Annotated in this window: 14 protein-coding genes and 3 pseudogenes; 7 read left to right on the top strand and 10 right to left on the bottom strand. The window is 72.0% G+C overall.

All coding sequences use genetic code 11. The features are described from left to right. The first annotated feature begins 12 nt into the window (after positions 1–12). A complete protein-coding gene (locus ACWD3E_RS16145) occupies positions 13–438 on the top strand; it encodes an OsmC family protein (protein WP_451388183.1) in 426 nt (141 codons plus the stop codon). A 161-nt stretch (positions 439–599) separates the two neighbouring features. Continuing rightward, positions 600–2,474 (top strand): molecular chaperone DnaK, encoded by a 1,875-nt coding sequence (gene dnaK, locus ACWD3E_RS16140; protein ID WP_451388182.1) that lies wholly within the window; start codon positions 600–602, stop codon positions 2,472–2,474. 3 nt (positions 2,475–2,477) lie between these two features. Here dnaK and ACWD3E_RS16135 read toward each other — a convergent pair. The 6 genes and pseudogenes from ACWD3E_RS16135 to ACWD3E_RS16110 form a co-directional block, all read right to left on the bottom strand. Then, positions 2,478–2,904, bottom strand: a pseudogene (locus ACWD3E_RS16135) (respiratory nitrate reductase subunit gamma). Next, the gene (narJ, locus tag ACWD3E_RS16130) at positions 2,901–3,404 is read right to left on the bottom strand and encodes a nitrate reductase molybdenum cofactor assembly chaperone (protein ID WP_451388181.1); all 504 of its coding nucleotides are present in this window, start codon (positions 3,402–3,404) and stop codon (positions 2,901–2,903) included. The pseudogene ACWD3E_RS16135 and the gene narJ overlap by 4 nt, the downstream one beginning before the upstream one ends. Beyond that, positions 3,404–3,919 (bottom strand): annotated as a pseudogene (gene narY, locus ACWD3E_RS16125) (nitrate reductase subunit beta); the annotation flags it as partial. The pseudogene narY and the gene narJ, both read right to left, overlap by 1 nt. 2 nt (positions 3,920–3,921) lie before the next feature. Beyond that, positions 3,922–4,506: pseudogene (locus ACWD3E_RS16120) on the bottom strand (nitrate reductase subunit alpha); the annotation flags it as partial. 381 nt (positions 4,507–4,887) lie between these two features. Further along, a complete protein-coding gene (locus tag ACWD3E_RS16115; protein ID WP_451388180.1) occupies positions 4,888–5,751 on the bottom strand; it encodes a helix-turn-helix domain-containing protein in 864 nt (287 codons plus the stop codon). A 97-nt stretch (positions 5,752–5,848) separates the two neighbouring features. Then, positions 5,849–6,685 carry a helix-turn-helix domain-containing protein gene (locus ACWD3E_RS16110; RefSeq protein WP_451388179.1) on the bottom strand — a complete coding sequence of 279 codons (837 nt, stop codon included), beginning with the start codon at positions 6,683–6,685 and terminating at the stop codon, positions 5,849–5,851. A gap of 242 nt (positions 6,686–6,927) precedes the next feature. Here ACWD3E_RS16110 and ACWD3E_RS16105 point away from each other — a divergent pair, with 242 nt between their 5' ends. The 4 genes from ACWD3E_RS16105 to ACWD3E_RS16090 all read left to right on the top strand — a co-directional run bounded on the left by ACWD3E_RS16105 (position 6,928) and on the right by ACWD3E_RS16090 (position 12,866). Next, positions 6,928–7,233, top strand: coding sequence for a 4a-hydroxytetrahydrobiopterin dehydratase (locus ACWD3E_RS16105; protein ID WP_451388178.1), 306 nt, complete (start codon positions 6,928–6,930; stop codon positions 7,231–7,233). Positions 7,234–7,238: 5 nt separating this feature from the next. Continuing rightward, entirely contained in the window at positions 7,239–8,000 is a 762-nt protein-coding gene (locus ACWD3E_RS16100) for a class I SAM-dependent methyltransferase (protein ID WP_451388177.1), read from the top strand. A 287-nt stretch (positions 8,001–8,287) separates the two neighbouring features. Further along, positions 8,288–9,214, top strand: coding sequence for a class I SAM-dependent methyltransferase (locus ACWD3E_RS16095; protein WP_451388176.1), 927 nt, complete (start codon positions 8,288–8,290; stop codon positions 9,212–9,214). Between the two features lie 274 nt (positions 9,215–9,488). Then, complete coding sequence (locus ACWD3E_RS16090; protein WP_451388175.1) at positions 9,489–12,866, top strand: nSTAND1 domain-containing NTPase; 3,378 nt, start codon at positions 9,489–9,491, stop codon at positions 12,864–12,866. A 147-nt stretch (positions 12,867–13,013) separates the two neighbouring features. Here ACWD3E_RS16090 and ACWD3E_RS16085 read toward each other — a convergent pair whose 3' ends face one another. Further along, on the bottom strand, positions 13,014–13,709 hold the full coding sequence (locus ACWD3E_RS16085; RefSeq protein WP_451388174.1) for a glycoside hydrolase family 75 protein: 696 nt from the start codon (positions 13,707–13,709) through the stop codon (positions 13,014–13,016). 228 nt (positions 13,710–13,937) lie between these two features. Here ACWD3E_RS16085 and ACWD3E_RS16080 point away from each other — a divergent pair, with 228 nt between their 5' ends. Then, entirely contained in the window at positions 13,938–14,552 is a 615-nt protein-coding gene (locus ACWD3E_RS16080) for a hypothetical protein (protein WP_451388173.1), read from the top strand. Between the two features lie 59 nt (positions 14,553–14,611). Here ACWD3E_RS16080 and ACWD3E_RS16075 read toward each other — a convergent pair whose 3' ends face one another. The 3 genes from ACWD3E_RS16075 to ACWD3E_RS16065 form a co-directional block, all read right to left on the bottom strand. After that, the gene (locus ACWD3E_RS16075; RefSeq protein WP_451388172.1) at positions 14,612–15,448 is read right to left on the bottom strand and encodes an aldo/keto reductase; all 837 of its coding nucleotides are present in this window, start codon (positions 15,446–15,448) and stop codon (positions 14,612–14,614) included. A gap of 155 nt (positions 15,449–15,603) precedes the next feature. After that, on the bottom strand, positions 15,604–17,430 hold the full coding sequence (locus ACWD3E_RS16070) for an AMP-dependent synthetase/ligase (RefSeq protein WP_451388171.1): 1,827 nt from the start codon (positions 17,428–17,430) through the stop codon (positions 15,604–15,606). Positions 17,431–17,878: 448 nt separating this feature from the next. Beyond that, on the bottom strand, positions 17,879–19,405 hold the full coding sequence (locus tag ACWD3E_RS16065) for an MFS transporter (RefSeq protein WP_451388170.1): 1,527 nt from the start codon (positions 19,403–19,405) through the stop codon (positions 17,879–17,881). Positions 19,406–19,481: the final 76 nt, after the last annotated feature.

Below are 19,481 nucleotides of genomic sequence, written 5' to 3'. Positions count from 1 at the left end.
AAAGGAACAGCCGTGGCAACCACGCGCACCGCACACACCGTCTGGGAAGGCAACCTGCTGGACGGCAGCGGCGTCGTCACCTTCGACACCTCCGGCATCGGCTCGCAGCCGGTGTCGTGGCCCTCGCGCGCCGAGCAGGCCAACGGCAAGACCAGCCCCGAGGAGCTGATCGCCGCAGCCCACTCCAGCTGCTTCTCCATGGCCCTCTCGCACGGCCTGGCCGGCGCCGGCACCCCGCCCACCCGCCTGGAGACCAAGGCCGACGTCACCTTCCAGCCCGGCGAGGGCATCACCGGCATCCACCTCACCGTCCGCGGCGAGGTCCCCGGCCTGGACGCCGACGGCTTCGCCTCGGCCGCCGAGGACGCCAAGAAGAACTGCCCGGTCAGCCAGGCCCTGACCGGTACGACGATCACCCTCACCGCCGAGCTCGCCTGAACCCCGTACGTCTGCCGATGCCGCGTTCCCGCCCAGGGAGCGCGGCATCGCCGCACCCGCGGGTCGGCCGCCCGGGACCGGGGTACCCGGCGCATTGACAACGCCGCACGCACGTCTTGTGCTGGAAGGGCGGCGGGCGCCCTGGCGGAAGGGGACGGACGATGGCACGTGCGGTCGGTATCGATCTCGGGACGACGAACTCGGTGGTGGCCGTCCTGGAGGGCGGCGAACCCACCGTCGTCACCAACGCGGAGGGCGCCCGGACCACGCCCTCGGTGGTGGCGTTCGCGAAGAACGGCGAGGTACTGGTCGGCGAGGTCGCCAAGCGGCAGGCGGTCACGAACGTAGAGCGCACCGCACGCTCCGTGAAACGCCACATGGGCGACGGCGGCTGGCGCTTCCCCGAGCAGGGCAGCATCGACGGCACCCGGCTGCGCGCCCAGGAGCTGTCGGCCCGGGTGCTGCAGAAACTGAAGCGGGACGCGGAGGCCTACCTCGGCGAGGACGTCACGGACGCGGTGATCACCGTCCCCGCCTACTTCGACGACGCCCAGCGGCAGGCCACCAAGGAAGCCGGGGAGATCGCCGGCCTGAAGGTGCTCAGGATCATCAACGAGCCCACCGCCGCCGCCCTCGCCTACGGCCTCGACCGCGGCGAGGAACAGACCGTCCTCGTGTTCGACCTGGGCGGCGGCACCTTCGACGTGTCCCTGCTGGAGATCGGCGAAGGCGTCATCGAGGTCAAGGCCACCAACGGCGACACCCACCTCGGCGGCGACGACTGGGACCAGCGGATCGTCGAACACCTGGTCAAGCGGTTCAAGGGCCAGTACGGCATCGATCTCGCGGCCGACAAGATGGCGGTCCAGCGCCTGCGGGAGGCCGCCGAGCGAGCCAAGATCGAACTGTCCTCGTCGTCCGAGACCGGCATCAACCTGCCCTACATCACCGCCTCCGCCGAAGGCCCCCTCCACCTGGACGAGAAACTGACCCGCGCCCAGTTCCAGGAGCTGACCGCCGACTTGCTGGACCGCTGCAAGAAGCCCTTCCACCAGGCCGTCGAGGACGCCGGCATCCAGCTGTCCGCGATCGACCACGTCATCCTGGTCGGCGGCTCCACCCGGATGCCCGCCGTCACCGACCTGGTACGCGAACTCACCCACAAGGACCCGCACAAGGGCGTCAACCCCGACGAGGTCGTCGCCGTCGGCGCGACCCTCCAGGCGGGCGTCCTGCGCGGCGACGTCAAGGACGTCCTGCTCCTCGACGTCACCCCGCTGTCCCTCGGCATCGAGACCAAGGGCGGCATCATGACCAAGCTGATCGAACGCAACACCACGATCCCGACCCGCCGCTCCGAGATCTTCACCACCGCCACCGACAACCAGCCCTCCGTCGGCATCCAGGTCTACCAGGGCGAACGCGAGATCGCCGCCTACAACAAGAAGCTCGGCGTCTTCGACCTCACCGGCCTGCCGCCCGCCCCGCGCGGCGTCCCGCAGATCGAGGTCGCCTTCGACATCGACGCCAACGGGATCATGCACGTCTCCGCCAAGGACCTCGCCACCGGCCGGGAACAGAAGATGACCGTCACCGGCGGCTCCGCCCTCCCCAAGGAGGACATCGACCGCATGATGCGGGAGGCCGAACAGTACGCCGAAGAGGACCGCAACCGCCGCGAGGCCGCCGAGACCCGCAACCAGGCCGAACAACTCGTCTACCAGACCGAGAAGTTCATCCGCGACAACGGGGACCGGGTACCCGAGGGCACCCGCGGCGAGGTGGAGGAGGCGGTCAGGGAACTGAAGGACCTGCTGGAGCGCAACGCCGAGACGCCGGCCCTGCGCACCGGGGTCGAGAAACTCGCCTCCGTCAGCCAGAAGATGGGGCAGGCCATGTACGAGTCGGCATCGGCGTCCGCCGCCTCCGGCGGCCCGTCCGGCCCGTCCGGCCGGCAGGGCACGCCCGAGGACGAAGGGGTGGTCGACGCCGAGATCGTCGACGAGGAGAGGGACGAGAAGGGCGGGGCGGCCTGACGCTCAACCGCCCAGCCGCTCCCAGCCCCGCCGCTGCGGACGCGGACCCAGCTGCCGGGGATCCCGTGTGCGGTATACGACATACGGCCGGAACAGATACTGCACCGGTGCGCTGAACATGTGCACCAGCCGGCTGCACGGCACGAACGCGATCAGCTCCTCGCAGCCATGCCGAGGGCGATCGCCCCGAACAGCAGCACGTACATCGCCTTGTCGTCGACCGTCGGAACAGGCCCACCAGATGGCCGGCGAGCACGAACAGGATGGCGTAGTGGAACACCGTTGAGGCGATGTTCAGCAGCCGCGACTCGTACACCTGGGACGAGCGGGTGGTCCAGCCGTACGTGTCGTAGCGGTAGCGCCACACGAGGCCGGCGACCAGCAGTGCGAAGGCGACGTAGGGCAGGGCGCCCCACAGGACTGTGGTCATGGGCGCACTCCGGTCCCTCCGGTGTGTACGGTCGGCAGTGCGGCGCACACCGCGTCCAGGACGCCGGCATACGGTGTGCCGTACTCGGTCAGCCGGGAACGCAGCTGTTCCAGGCCGTCGCGGTATTCGGTCAGCAGATCCGTGTCGCCTGTCCGGGCGGTGAACTCCAGCACCGCCGGCAGGAAATCGGGCAGTTCCTCCCCGCTGAACTCCAGCCCGTGCGCACGGTAGACGTCCTCGAAACGGACCAGGGACATGCCGCGCCGCCGGGTGTCGCCGTCGTGCCACCAGCTCAGATACAGGCTGTGGCGGTTCTTGAAGTCGAAGACCTGCACATAGTGCGCGGCCAGCTCCTGCGGCGGGGTGACAGCCGCGTGGTCGGCGAACACCCGCAGCTGCGGGGCGGCTTCGCGCAGCAGCGGCAGCCGGGCGAAGAAGTCCTCGTCCGGGTAGGTGAGGCAGAGCGCCGCCGCCTGGTACAGCACAGCGTCCGAGGGCATCAGGGCTCCCTCACGTCGTCGGGGGCGTCGGAGGTCTGCCGCTTGCGCAGCACAGGGAAGTTCTCCACGGACACCACAGGCAGGTGCCTGCGGCCCGAGTCCCGGCCGAAGGGGCCGTCGCCGCCCATGCCCGGCCCGCCCTCGTAGCCGAGACTGCACCCCCGGGGCAGGGCCGACTCCTCCAGGCGGCGGGCGTCACCGACGGCGGCGGTCGGGATGACGTACCGGTCCTCGTACTTGGCGATGGCCAGCAGCCGGTACATCTCCTCGATCTCCACCGGCTGCATGCCGACGGCGCAGGCGATCGCCGCGTCCGGCACCTCGCCGAGATTGATCGCCCGCATATGGGAGCGCATCGCGGCCAGCTTCTCCAGCGAGGCCCGCACGGGCCCGGTGTCGCCGGCCGTGAACAACTCGGCCAGGTACTCCAGCGGGATGCGCAGGATGTCGATCGCGCCGAACAGGTTGTGCGCGTCCTCCCCGTCGTGCCCGGTCTCGGCCAGCGCGTCCACCACCGCAGCGTCGACGACGTCTGCCGGAAGTCCAGCGACAGCAGCAGGTCGAGCTTCCCCTCCGGCGCCTCCTCGCGCCACCGCACATCGCGCGGACGCTCGCCCGGCTCCGCCTGCGCCGCCCGCAGCGAGGACTGCGTACCCAGCAGATGCCGCGTGAAGTACTCGGCGCCCTTCGCCGACGACCCCAGCAGATCGGCCCGCCACAGCGTCAGCACCCGCGGCCAGTTCTCCGGCGCGTGCGGATCCTCGCACGCGAACTTCAAGGTCCCCGCCCGCAGTTCGGCCACCGCCCTCGCCACCGGGTCGCCGAACGCCTCGCCCAGCTCGAGCGGATTGCGGTCGAACGTCGGATACGACGGCATCCACCCCGAACGGGCCGACAGAGCCAGGCAGTCCGCCCCCGTCATCCCCGCGAACCGGCCCTCGCCCAGCGGCGAGGCCAGCACATCGGCGTCGAAACGGTCGTAACGCCACTGGCCGGAGTCGAGGAACCAGTACGCCGTGCCGATCATCTGCCGCGGGGGCCGCACCCAGCCGGAAGCGGCGGCCGGCGTCGCCCAGCCGGTCACCGGACGGCATCGGTTTTTCGCCTCCCGGTACAGCTCCAGCAGCACACGCCGGACGTACGGGTAGCGGACCCGGGTGGGGGAGTAGGTGTACCAGGAGAACGCGGCACCGCGCGGACAGCCGCGCGGCACGTACTCGGGCCCGGTAGAACGCGTCCGCCGCCCACCCGCCCGTCAGCGTCACGCTGTGCAGGTCGGACGCCGGGGTGCCCGGCCGGAAGAAGCGCCCGGCACTCAGCAGCACGGCGCCCGGCTCCGTGGGTGGTGTCTGCGTGTCGGTCACGTGCGCTCCCTCGGCTCACCCCGTGATTTCGAACCTAGGGGCGAGTACGAGAGCGCACCCGTTCAGGCCGCCCGTACGGGTCAGGGCTCAGTGCAGCGGACGCGCAGCAGGGAAGGAGGTCACAGGTTCGCGCGGTGCTCCCGCAGGAGCTTCCTCGTGCGCTGCGCGGAGGCGGCCTGCGCCGTCATACGGTCCAGCACCTCCAGATGCGTGGCGACCTCCCGGCGGGAGTCCAGATACAGCGCTCCGGTCAGATACTCGGTGAACACCATGTCCGGCAGCTCGGGCTCGACGAAGCGGAACAGTGTGAACGGCGCGTACGTCCCCGGATGCGGGCCCGTCGCGAACTCGGCCAGCTGCAAAGTGACCCGGTCCCGGTCCGCGTACTCCAGCAGCCGGTCCAGCTGCTCGCGCATCACCTCGGGACGCACGCTCACCGGACGCCGCAGCACCGTCTCGTCCATGATCACCCACAGGTGCGGAGGATCGTCCCGCTCCAGCAGCCGCTGCCGCTCCATCCGCAGCGACACATGCCGCTCGATCGTGTCCGCACCCGTGTGCCCGATCGTCCCGGCCTCCAGCACCGCCCGCGCGTAGTCCTCCGTCTGCAACAGACCGGGTATGAAGTGCGGCTCGTACGAGCGTACGATCCGGGCGGCGCCCTCCAGGCTCACATACAGGCTGAACCAGTCCGGCAGCACATCGTGGAACCGCTGCCACCACCCCGGCTCGTTCGCCTCCTCGGCCAGCCGCACGAACGCCGCCGCCTCCTCGACGGGCACCCCGTACGCGTCCAGCAGCACCTGCACATACGGGATCTTCAGCGCGACCTCGGCCATCTCCATCCGCCGTACGGTCGCCGACGCCACCCGCAGGATGCCCGCGGCCTCCTCACGGCTCAGGCCGGCCGCCTCCCGCAGCTCCTGCAAACGCTTGCCGAGCACCACCTGGCCCACCGTGGGCGCGGGTCGCCGCTCACTCAACGCCACGCCCTCCCCTACGCGCCGACGTACGCGGGCAGTCTGTCATGTGACGCCGTTTCGCACACGCGGCCGACGTCGACTCGTGGGGAGGAAGAGATCAACCGACCAGTGTGTGCAGGTATTTGGTGGTCGCCGGATCCGCGGGCAGGAACGTCTCGATGGCCAGTTCGGCGACCGTGACGTCCATGGGGGTGTTGAATGTGGAGATCGACGACACGAACGACAGCACCCGGCCGTCGTGCTCGATCTGCAGCGGCAGCGCGAAGTACGGCACGGGCTCCGCCGGTTCGTCGCCCGGCGCGTCCTCGGGCACCGGATAGCCGGCGACCTCCTCGTACAGGGCGCGCAACGCGTCCGAGCGGTACAGGGCGATCTCCCGCTCCATCTGGGCCAGCAGATGCCCGCGCCACTCGCGCAGATTGCGGATGCGCGGCGCCAGACCCTCGGGATGCAGTGTCAGCCGCATCGCGTTCGGCGCCGGCGTCATCAGCTTCTCCGGCACGCCTTCGAGGAGCATCGCGATGCCCCGGTTGGCGGCGACCACCGTGTACCCGGCGTCGACCACCAGCGCCGGATAGGGCTCGTAGCCGCGGATGAGGCGCTCCATGCCGTCGCGCAGCGCATCCAGCGCCGGATCGTCCAGTGGCGTCTCCGGGTAGTGCGGAGCGTAACCGGCAGCCAGGAGCAGGGCGTTGCGCTCCCGCACGGGCACGTCCAGATGCTCGGCCAGCCGCAGCACCATGTCCTCGCTCGGCCGGGAGCGGCCCGTCTCGATGAAACTGATGTGCCGGGCCGAGGAGTCCGCGCGCAGCGCCAACTCCAGCTGGGAGAGCCGACGCCGCTCCCGCCAGGCGCGCAGCAGCGGGCCGACGCCCTTGTCCGTAGGGGCAGTTGCGGTTGCGGAGGGGGAAGGGCCGGTCGCGACAATGCTCATACGGTCGACCGTAGTCCAACAGCACGGCCGGACGACGAGAACGACGACCACGGCCGAGGGGCGGGCGGTTGGGCGCCCGGCGCACAGGGCATGGCGCATACAGCATGCGACAGCTCGTGCACGGTACGCGGTATGCGGTATACAGCAGACCGGCGACACCGAGAGCCGACCGCGGCAGGCCGTCGGCCCTCCCGCCGTGACAGGCTGAGCAGGGACCCGACCGCCACGAAGGGAGACAGGCCATGGCCGTCGAACCACTGTCGCAGAAGGAGATCGAGGACCGGCTGGCCGAGCTGCCCGGCTGGTCGGTGGAGGGCGACCGGCTCACCCGCGGCTACCGGCTCGGCTCGCACGTCGCTGCCGCGGCCCTGGTCGCACACATCGCCGCCATCCAGGACGAGCTGGACCACCACTCCGACCTCACCCTCGGCTACAACACCGTCTCCTTCAGCGTGAACACACACTGCGCAGGGGGCGTCCTCACCGAGAAGGACTTCGCGCTCGCCCGCAGGGTGGAGGACATCGCCCCAGGTCACGGGGCACACTGACGGGCGTGCTGGACTACGACGAAGAAGCCGAGGCGTACGACGCCTCCCGTGGCGGCGAGCCCCGTGCCCAGGCGGCGGCCGAGGCCGTCCTCGGCCTGCTGCCCGACCGGGCTGGCGACGGGCCGGGCCGACTCCTCGACGTCGCCTGCGGCACCGGGATCGTCACCCGGCGGCTCAGAGCGGCAAGGCCGGAGCTGCGAGTCGCGGGCGCGGACCTCGCCCCCGCCATGACCCGGATGGCCGCGGCCCGCCTGCCCGGCGCGATCCTCAGAGCCGACAGCCGCCGGCTGCCGTTCGCCGACGCCACCTTCGACGTGGTCACCAGCGTCTGGCTGCTGCACCTGCTGGAGGACGGCGCCGACGTCCGCGCCGTCATCGCCGAGTGCGCCCGCGTGCTGCGGCCCGGCGGGGTGTACGTCACCACCGTCGACAAGGCCGACGCGCACGACGTCGGCAGCGACATCGACGCCGTCCTCGCCCCGCGCCCGCGCCGCGCCGCCCAGGACGCCGGCGACACCGTCACCGGGTACGCCGCCGAGCACGGACTGACCCCCGCGGGACAGGCCGTCTTCCCCGGCGTCGGACAGGGCCGCAGCCCCCGCTCCGCCATCGCCGACCTGCGCCGGGGCTGGTTCACCCTCCTGCCGCCCGGTGATCCGCGCACCGAGGAGTTCGCCGCGCTCCTGGCCCGCCTCCCGGACCAGGACCGCCCCCGCCCGGACCCCCGGTTCACCATGCGCTCGTTCCGGAAGCCGCCCGCCCGGTGACGGGGTCGTGCACGCGGAGCGTCAGCGGGGACCATGCGAGAAGCTCCGCTTACGAGCCCACGGCCGGCGCGATGCCCGCCTGCGCCCCTTCAGCCGCCGGGGACGGTCTGGACCAACGCTGACGTATGACGCAGCCAAGTCCGGCGCACAGCCGCACTCGCTGTTCCCCGCCGAGCTTGCCGTTCCCTCACCTCCGCCGGCCCGTTTTTGCCGTACCGGCAACAGAGCTGGCCCGCACCCGGTGTGCCGTCGCACCCTGACCGCATCCGGAAGAGAGGCTGAGCACCATGGAGCACGACCACCACCCGCACACGCCGGGCCACGCGAACGAACACCAGCACCAGCTCGGGCACGGCCATGCGCACGCAGACGCGGACGTCGACTGGAACGAACTGGGCCCCCTGCTGGAGACGCAGGCCGAACTGTTCACCCCCGTCTACGAGCGGGCCATGGCCTGGCTCGCGCAGGAGGTGACCGAGCCCGGGCTGATCGTGGACGCGGGCAGCGGCCCCGGCGTCGTCGCCTGCCTGTTCGCCGAGACCTTCCCCGGCGCCAGGGTCGTCGCCGTGGACAGCACTGCGCCCCTGCTGGAGCGCGCCCGCGCCCGCGCCGCCCAGCACGGCGTGGCCGACCGCTTCGACACACTCGCCGGTGAACTCCCAGCTGTCCTCGGCGAGTTGGACTACCCGGCCGACTTGCTGTGGGCCAGCCGCAGCCTGCACCACCTCGGCGACCAGCAGGCCGCGCTCACCGCCTTCGCCGCCCACCTGGCCCCCGGCGGCACCCTCGCCCTCCTCGAAGGCGGCCTGCCCACCCGCTGCCTGCCGAGGGACATCGGCATCGGCCGCCCCGGACTCCAGGCCCGGCTCGACGCGCTGGAGGAGGACTGGTTCGCCCGGATGCGGGCCGGCCTGCCCGACTCCGTCCCGGTCACCGAGGACTGGGCGGCACTGCTGACCTCCGCCGGCCTCAAGCACACCCGCACCCGCACCTTCCTCCTGGACCTGTCGGCCCCCGCGACGGACCGCGCCCGCGCCTACGTCGCCGCCTGCCTCGGCCGTCTGCGCGAGGCCTTCCAGGACGAGCTGGACACCGAGGACCGCGCGACCCTCGACCGCCTGCTCGACCCGGCCGACCCGGCGAGCGTGCACCGCAGGCCGGACGTGTTCGTGCTGGGCGCGTACACGGTGCACACAGCGGTACGGCCGCTCTAGCGAGGCCGGAGAGGCAGGCGCACGTGCTCCAGGGGGCCATCCAGCCGAGGCAGCGTGTGCCGCGCCATGTCGTACGTCACCGTCTCGTCCCGCGACCGAGTGCCGCCCCGCTCCCCACAGGGCGAGCGAGAACACGACAGGGACGAGGCCGAGGGTCACCGACGAGTCCCGGCGTCGGACCGTGGACAGGCAACCCCTGCCGGGCTCACCGATCAATCGCCGTACGGGCGTTGTTAGCGTGGAGGGCGTTCACAGTCGATGGGGGAGGCGTTGCATGGGGCGCCGGGAGAAGCCGCTCGATCCGGGGGCGGGAGCGGTGCAGCGGTTCGCGCACGCGCTGCGCACGCTGCGCGACGAGGCGGGCACCCCGACCTACCGCGCCATGGCGGCACGGGCCGGCTACTCCGGCCCCACCCTGTCCGCCGCGGCAGCCGGCGAACGGCTGCCCACCCTGCCCGTGCTCCGCGCCTACGTGACTGCTTGCGGCGGCGACACCGAGGAATGGGAACGCCGCTGGCACACGGCCGCCGCCGAAGCCGTCGCCACCCCCGTCCCCGACGACGAGACCGACAGCCCCTATCCGGGGCTCGCCCGGTTCGACACCGCGGACCGGGAGCACTTCCACGGCCGCGACGACCTTGTCGCCGAACTCGCCGCCCACACCAGCCGCAACCGCGTCTGCGCGGTCGTCGGAGCCTCCGGCAGCGGCAAGTCGTCCCTGCTGCGCGCCGGACTGATTCCCGAACTGAGCAGGAGGACCGGCCTCGTGGAGCCGCCGGCCGCGATCCGCGTCCTCACTCCCGGCCCCCACCCGGCCCGTACCCACCAGGCTCTGTTCACCCCGCACGACGGTCCCGGCGACACGATCCTCATCGTCGACCAGTTCGAGGAGGTCTTCGCACTCTGCACGGACCCGGCCGAACGCGCGCTGTTTCTCGCCCGGTTGCTCACGGCACTCGACCCCGCGTCCCGGCTCCGCGTCGTCCTGGCCGTGCGCGCCGACTTCTACGGCCGCTGCGCCGACCACCCCGAACTGGCCCACGCATTGCGCGGCTCCACGCTCCTGCTCGGACCGATGACCGAGCAGCAACTGCGCGAGGCGGTCGTACGGCCCGCCGCCGCACACCGGCTCGTCGTCGAACGCGCACTGAGCGCCCGGATCGTCGCGGACGTCGCCGGCGAGCCGGGCGGACTGCCGCTGATGGCCCACGCCCTGCGCGAGGTCTGGCGCCGCCGCACCGCCAAAACCCTCACCCTCACCGCCTACGAAGCCGTCGGCGGGGTCCACGGCGCCGTCGCCCACACCGCCGAGGACGTCTACTCCCGCTGCACCACGACCGAAGCCGCAGCCCTCCGCGCCCTGTTGCTGCGCCTGGTCACGCCCGGCGACGGCGCGCAGGACACCCGCCGCCCGGCCCTCCGCACCGAGCTCGACACGGACGACACCACCGCATGTGTCCTCGAACGCCTGGTCCGCGCCCGCCTGTTGACCGTCGACGGCAACACCGTCGACCTCGCCCACGAGGCCCTCCTCGAGGCCTGGCCCCGGCTGCGTGGCTGGATCGACGCCGACCGCGAACGCCTGCGCGCCCACCGCCGCCTCACCGAAGCCGCCTACGCCTGGGACGAGCTGAAGCGCGACCCGGGCGCGCTGTACCGCGGCGTGCGGCTCGCCGAAGCCCGTGAGTTGTTCCACGGCCCCGCCGGATCACCGGACTTGAACCACCTCGAACAGGACTTCATAGCGGCGAGCGTCGCGTCGTACGAACACGGTCGGCGCAGCGCGGCCCGGGCCGCGCGCCGGCTGCGCGGCCTGATCGCAGCGCTCGCCGTGCTGCTCTGCCTCGCCCTGGTCGCCGGCGCGGTCGCCTGGCGGCAGAGCGGGATCAGCGCCCGGCAGCGCGACGAGGCCGAGGCCCGCCGGGTCGCGGCCCTCGCCGGCACCCTGCGCGCCACCGAACCCCGCACCGCCCTGCGCCTCGCCCTCGCCGCCTGGCACACCGCCGACCTGCCCGAGACCCGCCAGGCGCTGCGCAGCGCCGCGGCGCAGAGCGAGCGGGACGTGTTCGCCGTGCCCGAGGAGGGAGGCCGAATGCTGAACGCGCCTTTCTGGCTCAGCTCCGACGGCCGGATCCTGACGACGTTGGCACACGACCGGGCGGTGCAGTGGGACGTGCGCACCCACCGGCGCATCCGTTCCGTACGGCGCGCCGGGCTGTCCGCGGGCGTGAACGGGATCAGCGCCGACGGCCGCCTGGTCGCCTACCGGGGCCCGAACGGTGCGGACCTCCTGATCGGCGACCTGACGGACGGCACCACCCACCGGCTCAGCACCGGCAACTGGACCGACACCGACGGCGCGCTCGGGCCGAGCGGCCGCACGTTCCTGGTACGGCGGCAGACGCGGGGTGAGCGCGCGACGCTGGAACTGTGGGACGTACGCAGGCAGCGCCCGCTGTTCCGCTACGACCGCGGGGACCGCGACGGCCCGCTGCCGGTGCTCAGCCCGGACGAGCGCCACCTCGCCTGGTGCACCGGCTACGGCGGTCGGCTGCGTGTCCTCGATGCCGGCCGACGGCGGCCGGTGGCCGCCCCGGTGCCCGCGGCGACCGAACGACTGCTGTGCCGGGGCGACGAGTTGACCTTCACCTCCGACAGCCGGGCCGTGGCGACCGTGGCTTCCGATGCCGTGGTGACCTGGGATTTCCACACCGGCCGTGAACGCCCCCGGCTTCCTCTCCCGGGCGGCACCACCGTGGAGTTCGCCGGGGACTACGCACTGACCTGGAGCGCGTACTCCTCCCTCGCCCTGTGGCGCACGGACCTGCCGGCCCCTGCCGACGACGGCCCGCGCGAACCGCTGCTCACCTTCCCCCTCGCCACGCCGTCGGTCACGGGTCTTCGTCTGGACCTCGCCGACGGCGTGCTGCGGTACCAGGAGCAGACGCGCACGAGTGCCGTGGGCACCCTCGCGCTGAACGGGCTCGTGGGCGGGGCGTGGCGTACGAAGGCGGCGACCCGGGCCGCGTTCGACCGGCAGGGCCGGCCCGTACGGCCCGCCGTCGCACCGTCCGCAGGGCGCCTGGCCGTCGATCCGTCCGGTCGTCTCGCGCTGACAGCGGAGGGCACGCTCGTCGACGCCGCCACGGGCAGGCGCAGCAAGCAGGCCCGGGGCGTGGCGGGGGAGGACATCCTGGTGTCCGGCGCGTTCAGCCCCGACGGGAGACATGCCGCCGTCACCGACTTCCGGGGCCGGGTCACGCTCTGGGACGCGCGCACCTGGAGGCGGACGGCCGTGCTGCGGGCGGTCGGCTCGACCACGCGGCGGACGGCCCTGGCCTTCTCCGCCGACGGCTCGCTGCTCGCGGCCGGGGCGCCGGACGGGTCCGTCGAGGTGTGGGAGACCGCGTCCCCCCGCCTGCCGGCGGCGAGACTGCCGGTCGGGGACGGGCCGGCCTTGGCCCTCGGCTTCTCACCGGACAGCGAAGACGTGCATGTCACGACCGCTCATCTGGCCGACCGTACCAGCCCGTTGGCACCGGCCCGGGCCGCGGCGACCTTGTGCGTGCGGGCCCGGAGGGGACTGACCGAGGCGGAGTGGCACCGCTACCTGACCGCGGTGCCCTACCGCCGTACCTGCAACGGCGCTTGACTTCGAGAGCGCTTCAAGTGAAGGACTTCCCGGCGTTCACCGGCACACAGGGGGCCGAACATGAACGACTGCGCGAGCCGGCCGGGGCCGACGTCAGCACCATGGCCGTGCGCCCGCCGGGTCAGCCCAACTGACGTACGTCCCGCCTCAGTTGTTAGCCAGGAACTGCCTGGCGAGCTGGTCCCCGAGCGTCACGGCCGCGCTGTGGCTCTCGATGGGGGAGGCCTTGGAGTTCTTGAACAGGAGGTACGTCACGCCCGAGTCGACGCCGCCGGTCGCCGGGTCGGGGTCGATGCCGAGGGCCTTGGCGGTGGCGTACGACGCCTCGCCGATGATCTTCGTGGGGCCGGTGTCGCCGACGACGGCGTACTCGACCTTGTTGTTGTAGATGACGGCGACGACACCGCCGCCCTTGATGCCGGCGCCCGCGTAGTTCCAGATGCTGCCGGCGCTGGGCACGACGACGTACGGGAGGGACTGCGCCGACAGCGGCTTGCCGTCGGACTGGTGGAAGGCGGTGTCGTTCTGGAACCAGGGGTCACGGCTCTCGTTGCAGTCGGTGGTGCGCCGGCCGTCGCAGTCGATGTCCATGTCGGCCTTCCAGAACACCGCGCCGTTCTTGCCGCACACGGGGATCGTGGCCGACGTCTCGTCGTCGGTCCTGTACTTGCCGTTCGATATCTGCGAGCAGGACTGCACCTTGGCGAGCAGGTCGGCCGCGCTGACCGAGCCCTCCTGGGCGGAGGCCGGAGTGGAGCCGTCGGAGGCGTTCGCGGGAAGGATGCCGGCGGCGAGCAGCGCGGCACCGGAGGCCGCGGCGAGGGTCAGTGTTCGAAGACGCACTGTGGGGGACCCTTCTGTTAGGAAAGTTTCCTTACCGGTTGCCGTACACCGTGGACCCGTCGCCGTGTGCCGTCAAGTCCTGGGTTGCGAACGGTTGAACCCCGTGCGCATTGCGGTGGTTTGTGACTGAGGCAAGACTGGAGACAGCGAACAGTCCGGGCATGTCGGCCGCTGTTGCCGGGCACGTCCGCGGCTCTCCACGGCGGCTGTCCCGGGAGGCGAGGCGTCATGTTCGTACGCGCGGTGTACTCGACCGGCGATCCGGCCCGGCTCGACACGGCCGTCCGGGCTCTGAACACCGAGGGGCGCGACCTGCTCGAAGAACGGCCCGGCTACCGGGGCGCGGGCGTCTTCGTCGATCGTGACCTCGGCAAACTGTTCGCCATGAGCTGGTGGGAATCGCAGGAGGCCCGGCACAACAGCGACGAGGTGATGCGCGAGCGCAGACCCGCGCTGCTGGAACCCTTCGCCGGGACCGTGGCGGTCGAGAACTACGAGGCCGTGGTCTTCCACGCGCTGGCGCGGCCCGCCGCCATCGGCGGCGGACTGAGCATCACCCGCGTGGAGTTCGACCCTGTGGACGCGGACCAGTTCGCCGACACCTTCAATGCCACGGTGGTGCCCCGGCTGGAGACGCTGCCCGGACTGTCCAGGACGGCCCTGCTCATCGACCGGCAGCGCGGGCGCGGCCTCGTGGGCGTGATCTTCACCGACCGGCCCTCCCTCGTGGCCTCCCGCGCCGGGCAGGCCGCGCTCCGGCGCGAGGGCGCGGCCAAGGGGCACGTCACCGTCGTCGGCCTGGAGGAGTTCGAGGTCGTGCACGCGGACGTGCGGGCCGACTGACCCCAGGGGGCCACGTCCGGCGGTCCGTCCCGCCGCGGGAACGGACTGCCGCGTGGCCTTCATCCCACGTCGAACGCGGCCGGGTCGGGACCCAGCCGGCGGTCCTCGTTCAGCGCGCTGATCGCCGCGAGGTCCTCGGTGTCCAGACTGAAGTCGAACACGTCGATGTTCTCCCTGATCCGGGACGGCGTCACGGACTTCGGGATCACGACGTTGCCCAGCTGGATGTGCCAGCGCAGCACGATCTGGGCCGGGGTGCGGTTGTGCTTCTGCGCGATGGCCACGATCGCCGGCACCTCCAGCAGCCCCTTGCCCTGGCCGAGCGGCGACCAGGCCTCGGTGCGGATGCCCTGGGCGGCGTGGAACTCGCGGAGCGCGTGCTGCTGCAGATGCGGGTGCAACTCGATCTGGTTGACCGCCGGGATGACCGACGTCTCGGCGATCAGCCGCTCCAGGTGCTCCGGAAGGAAGTTGGACACGCCGATCGCGCGGACACGGCCGTCGCTGTAGAGCTTCTCGAGCGCCTTGTACGAGTCGACGTAAGTGCCCCGGGACGGCAGCGGCCAGTGGATCAGGTACAGGTCGATGTACTGGAGCCCCAGCTTCTGCAGCGAAGTGTCGAAGGCGCGCAGCGTGGAGTCGTACCCCTGGTCGCTGTTCCAGAGCTTGGTGGTGACGAAGACGTCCTCGCGGGGCAGGCCGGAGGCGGCGATCGCCTTGCCGGTGCCCGCTTCGTTGCCGTAGATCGCCGCTGTGTCGACGCTGCGGTACCCGGCCTCCAGGGCCGTCGCGACGGCCTGCTCGGCCTCGTCGTCCGGCACCTGGAAGACGCCGTAGCCCAGCTGGGGCATCTCGACGCCGTTGTTCAGGATGATCGGGGGGACCTTGCTGCTCACGGGCCTCGTGATCCTTCGGTTGCCGACAGGTGATAGCACCATGGTCAACGATCACGCGCCGACGCGCATTCCTGGGCGCTCGGTCCGGGGCAGTCCCGGGGCCCGCGGGAGTCCGCGGGACTCCGTGGGAGTCCGACCGGTGGGCCCGCGGCCCGTCAGGCCCGGTAGAGGGCCTCCACCTCCGCCTCGTACGCCTTCTCGATCGCCTTCCGCTTCAGCTTCAGCGACGGGGTGAGCAGGCCGTGTTCCTCCGTGAACGGCTGGGCCAGTATCCGGAAGGTGCGGATCGACTCGGCCTGGGAGACAAGGGTGTTGGCGGCGACCACCGCCCGCCGGACCTCCGTCTCCAGGTCGGGGTCGCGCACCAGCTGACGCAGGGTCAGCTCCGGTTTGCCGCGCATCTGCAGCCAGTGTTCGACGGCATCCTGGTCGAGGGTGACCAGGGCGGCGATGTAGGGGCGGTCGTTGCCGACGACGATGCACTGGTTGACCAGCGGATGGTCGCGGACCCGCTCCTCCAGGACGCCCGGGGAGACGCTCTTGCCGCCGGAGGTCACGAGGATCTCCTTCTTGCGGCCGGTGATGGTCAGATAGCCGTCCTCGTCCAGGGTGCCGAGGTCGCCCGTGGCGAGCCAGCCCTCGTGCAGGGTCTCGTCGGTGGCCTTCTGGTTGTTGAGGTAGCCCTGGAAGACGTTGCCGCCGTGCAGCCAGATCTCCCCGTCGTCCGCGATGTGCACGGTCACACCCGGAATGGCCTGGCCGACCGTGCCGTAGCGGGTGCGCTCGGGCGGGTTCGCGGTCGCCGCGGCCGTCGACTCGGTCAGGCCGTAACCCTCGTAGATCTGCACGCCCGCGCCCGCGAAGAACAGTCCGAGCCGGCGGTCCATCGCCGAACCACCGGACATCGCATTCCGTATACGGCCACCCATCGCCTCGCGGACTTTTGCATACACGAGCTTGTCGAACAGCTGATGCTGCACGCGCAGCCCCGCCGACGGGCCGGGCCCGGTGCCCCAGGCCTTGGCCTCCACCGCCTCCGCGTACTTCACCGCGATGCCGACGGCCTTCTCGAACGGCCCCGACTTGCCGTCCTTCTCCGCCTTGCGCCGGGCCGCGTTGAACACCTTCTCGAAGATGTACGGCACCGCGAGGATGAACGTCGGCCGGAACGCGGCGAGGTCGGGCAGCAGCGCGGCGGCGTGCAGCTGCGGCTGGTGCCCGAAGCGGACCCGGCCGCGGATCGCGGCGACCTGCACCATCCGCCCGAAGACGTGCGCGAGCGGCAGGAACAGCAGGGTGGAGGCCTCGTCGCCCTTCTTGGAGTGGAACACCGGCTCCCAGCGGCGGATCACCGTGTCCGCCTCGAACATGAAGTTGCCGTGCGAGATCACACAGCCCTTGGGGCGGCCCGTCGTCCCCGAGGTGTAGATGATCGTGGCGACCGATTCCGGGGTGACCGCCTGCCGGTGCCGGTCCACCACCTCGTCGTCCAGGTGCGCCCCGGCGTCGTACAGCTCCTGCACACAGCCCGCGTCCAGCTGCCACAGCCGGTGCAGCTGGGGCAGCCGGCCGATGACCGTGGCGATGGTCATCGCGTGGTCCTCGTGCTCCACGACCGCCGCCGAGACCTCGGCGTCGTACAGCATCCAGAAGCACTGCTCGGCCGAGGACGTCGGATAGATGGGCACCACCTGGGCACCGATCGTCCACAGTGCGAAGTCGAAGAGCGTCCACTCGTACCGGGTGCGGGACATGATCGCGACGCGGTCGCCGAAGCGGATACCGCTCGCGAGGAGCCCCTTGGCGAGCGCGAGGACCTCGTCGCGGAACTCCGCCGAGGTCACGTCCCGCCACTGCCCGGACTCGTCCTTGCGGCCGAGGGCGACGTGCTGGGGGTCCGTCAGGGCATGGTCGAAGACGATGTCGGCCAGACCGCCCACCGGCGGCGCCGACGCCATCGGAGGGTTGGTGAACTCGCGCAAACCCCGCTCCCCGGTCCTCGCTCCTTGATCACGTACGTGACGCTCCCCACAGCGCGGTGAAAGCTACCCCACCTGGTCACTGTGCGGGAGGGGTGCGGAAACCCAGCAAACCTCACGTTCCTCCCGTCCGGTGCCCGGAAAATGCCCGCACATGGGGAAGGGCCGGACACAATACTGACGGGTCAGTAAGTTCCGGCGCCGTAATCTCCACCGAATCTGTACGCACCGATTACCGCCTTCGGCGCTGTTGCGGGGCAGCTGTTGCGGGGCATGTCGGGCCTTCACCGCAGGCCAAGAGGTGCGACGTGAGCTACGCCGCGAGGTGCTGTGTGAGGTACGCCACGTGGTGCCACGTGAGATACGTCGCGAGGTACGCCACGAGATGCCATGTGGGATGCGTCGCGAGGGCGGCCCGCCGGCGCCCGGGCCGCCCTCGCCGCACCGCCGCTCACCCGCGCCGCGCCCCCGCCTCCTCGCGCACCGCGCCGGTCACCGGCGCCGCCGTCTGCGCCGCCGGCCGGCCCGCGCGCAACAGCAGCAGCACCGCGGTGCCCGCCGCGAGGCCCGCGAGCCCGGCGACCACGAGCGCGCCGTTCAGACCCGAGGCGAACGCGACGCGCAGGGCGTGGTCGCCGATGCTGCCGCGCAGGGCCGCCGCGCCGCCGCCGGCCAGGACGTGGGCGGCCTCGTGGGGGAGCGAGCCGGTCATCCGGGAGGTGAGGACGGTGCCGAAGACGGCCACCCCGAGCGCGTACCCGAGCTGCCGGACCGTGTTCACCGCGCCGCCCGCCATCCCGGCCCGCTCCGCCGGCACCGCGGCCAGCGCCGCCCCGGCCGCCGTCGGCGCGACGAGCCCGGTGCCGAGGCCGACCAGCACGAACCCGGGCAGCAGCGCCGTCCAGTGGGAACCCGCGTCCAGCACCGCCTGGCCCAGCGTGCCCGCGCCGATCAGCAGCAGCCCGCCGCCGATCGTCAGCCAGGCCGGTACCCCGTGCAGCAGCCGCCCCACCAGCACCGCGACCACCATGGACACGGCCGTCATCGGCAGCAGCGTCAGCCCGCCGCGCACCGGCGTCATCCCGAGCAGCGTCTGCATCCAGATCGACAGATACGCCACCGAGCCGAACGCCACCCCGTTGAACGCGAACGACCCCAGCAGCACCCCGGCGAACGCGGGCCTGCGCAGCAGCGACAGATCCAGCAGCGGATGCGCCGCCCTCCGCTCCACCAGCGCGAACACCGCCAGCGCCAGCGCGGCCAGACCGAACGCCGCGAGCGTCACCGGGTCCGTCCACCCCTCGTCGCCGGCGCGCACCACCGCGTACGTCGTACCGCCCGCGAACGCCGCGAAGGCCGCCGTACCCGGCCAGTCGACCCGCGCCCACATACTCGACCGCGCGCCCGCCGGGCACACCCCCGTCCCGCGCGACTCGGGCACCGTCCGCAGCGTCAGCCACACCGCGACGACGCTCACCGGCAGGTTCACGAAGAAGATCCACCGCCAGCCCGGCCCCTCGGCGAGCAGCCCGCCGACCACCGGCCCGACCGCCGCTGCCGCGCTGCTGACCGCGCCCCACACGCCGAACGCCGCCGACCGCTGCCGCCCCTGGTAGGCCGAGCCCAGCAGCGGCAGCGTGGTGGCGAACATCGCCGCCGCGCCCACCCCCTGCACCGCCCGCGCCGCCACCAGCAGCCCCGGCCCCGACGCCAGCCCACACAGCAGGCTCGCGCCCGCGAACACCACCACGCCCGCCACGTTGACCCGGCGCCGCCCCAGCACGTCGGCCGCGGCCCCCACCCCCATCACCAGTGCGGCCAGCGCGAGCGCGTACGCGTCCACCACCCACTGCAGCTCACCCAGCGACGCGTGCAGCGCCCGCGCCATGTCCGGCAGCGCCACCACCACGATCGTCACGTCCAGCAGCAACATGAACGTGCCCAGGCACACGGCCGTGAGCGTCCCCCAGGTCCGCATGATTCCTCTCCCTGTCACGACGGCCGCGCATCCACGACGGCTGCACCTCGCCCCGCGTCGATCCGCGTCCGTCGGC

This window comes from Streptomyces sp. NPDC002676 (assembly GCF_053592455.1).
Note: the sequence above shows the minus strand (reverse complement) of the source record. Positions and strands in the feature narration are given on the sequence as shown.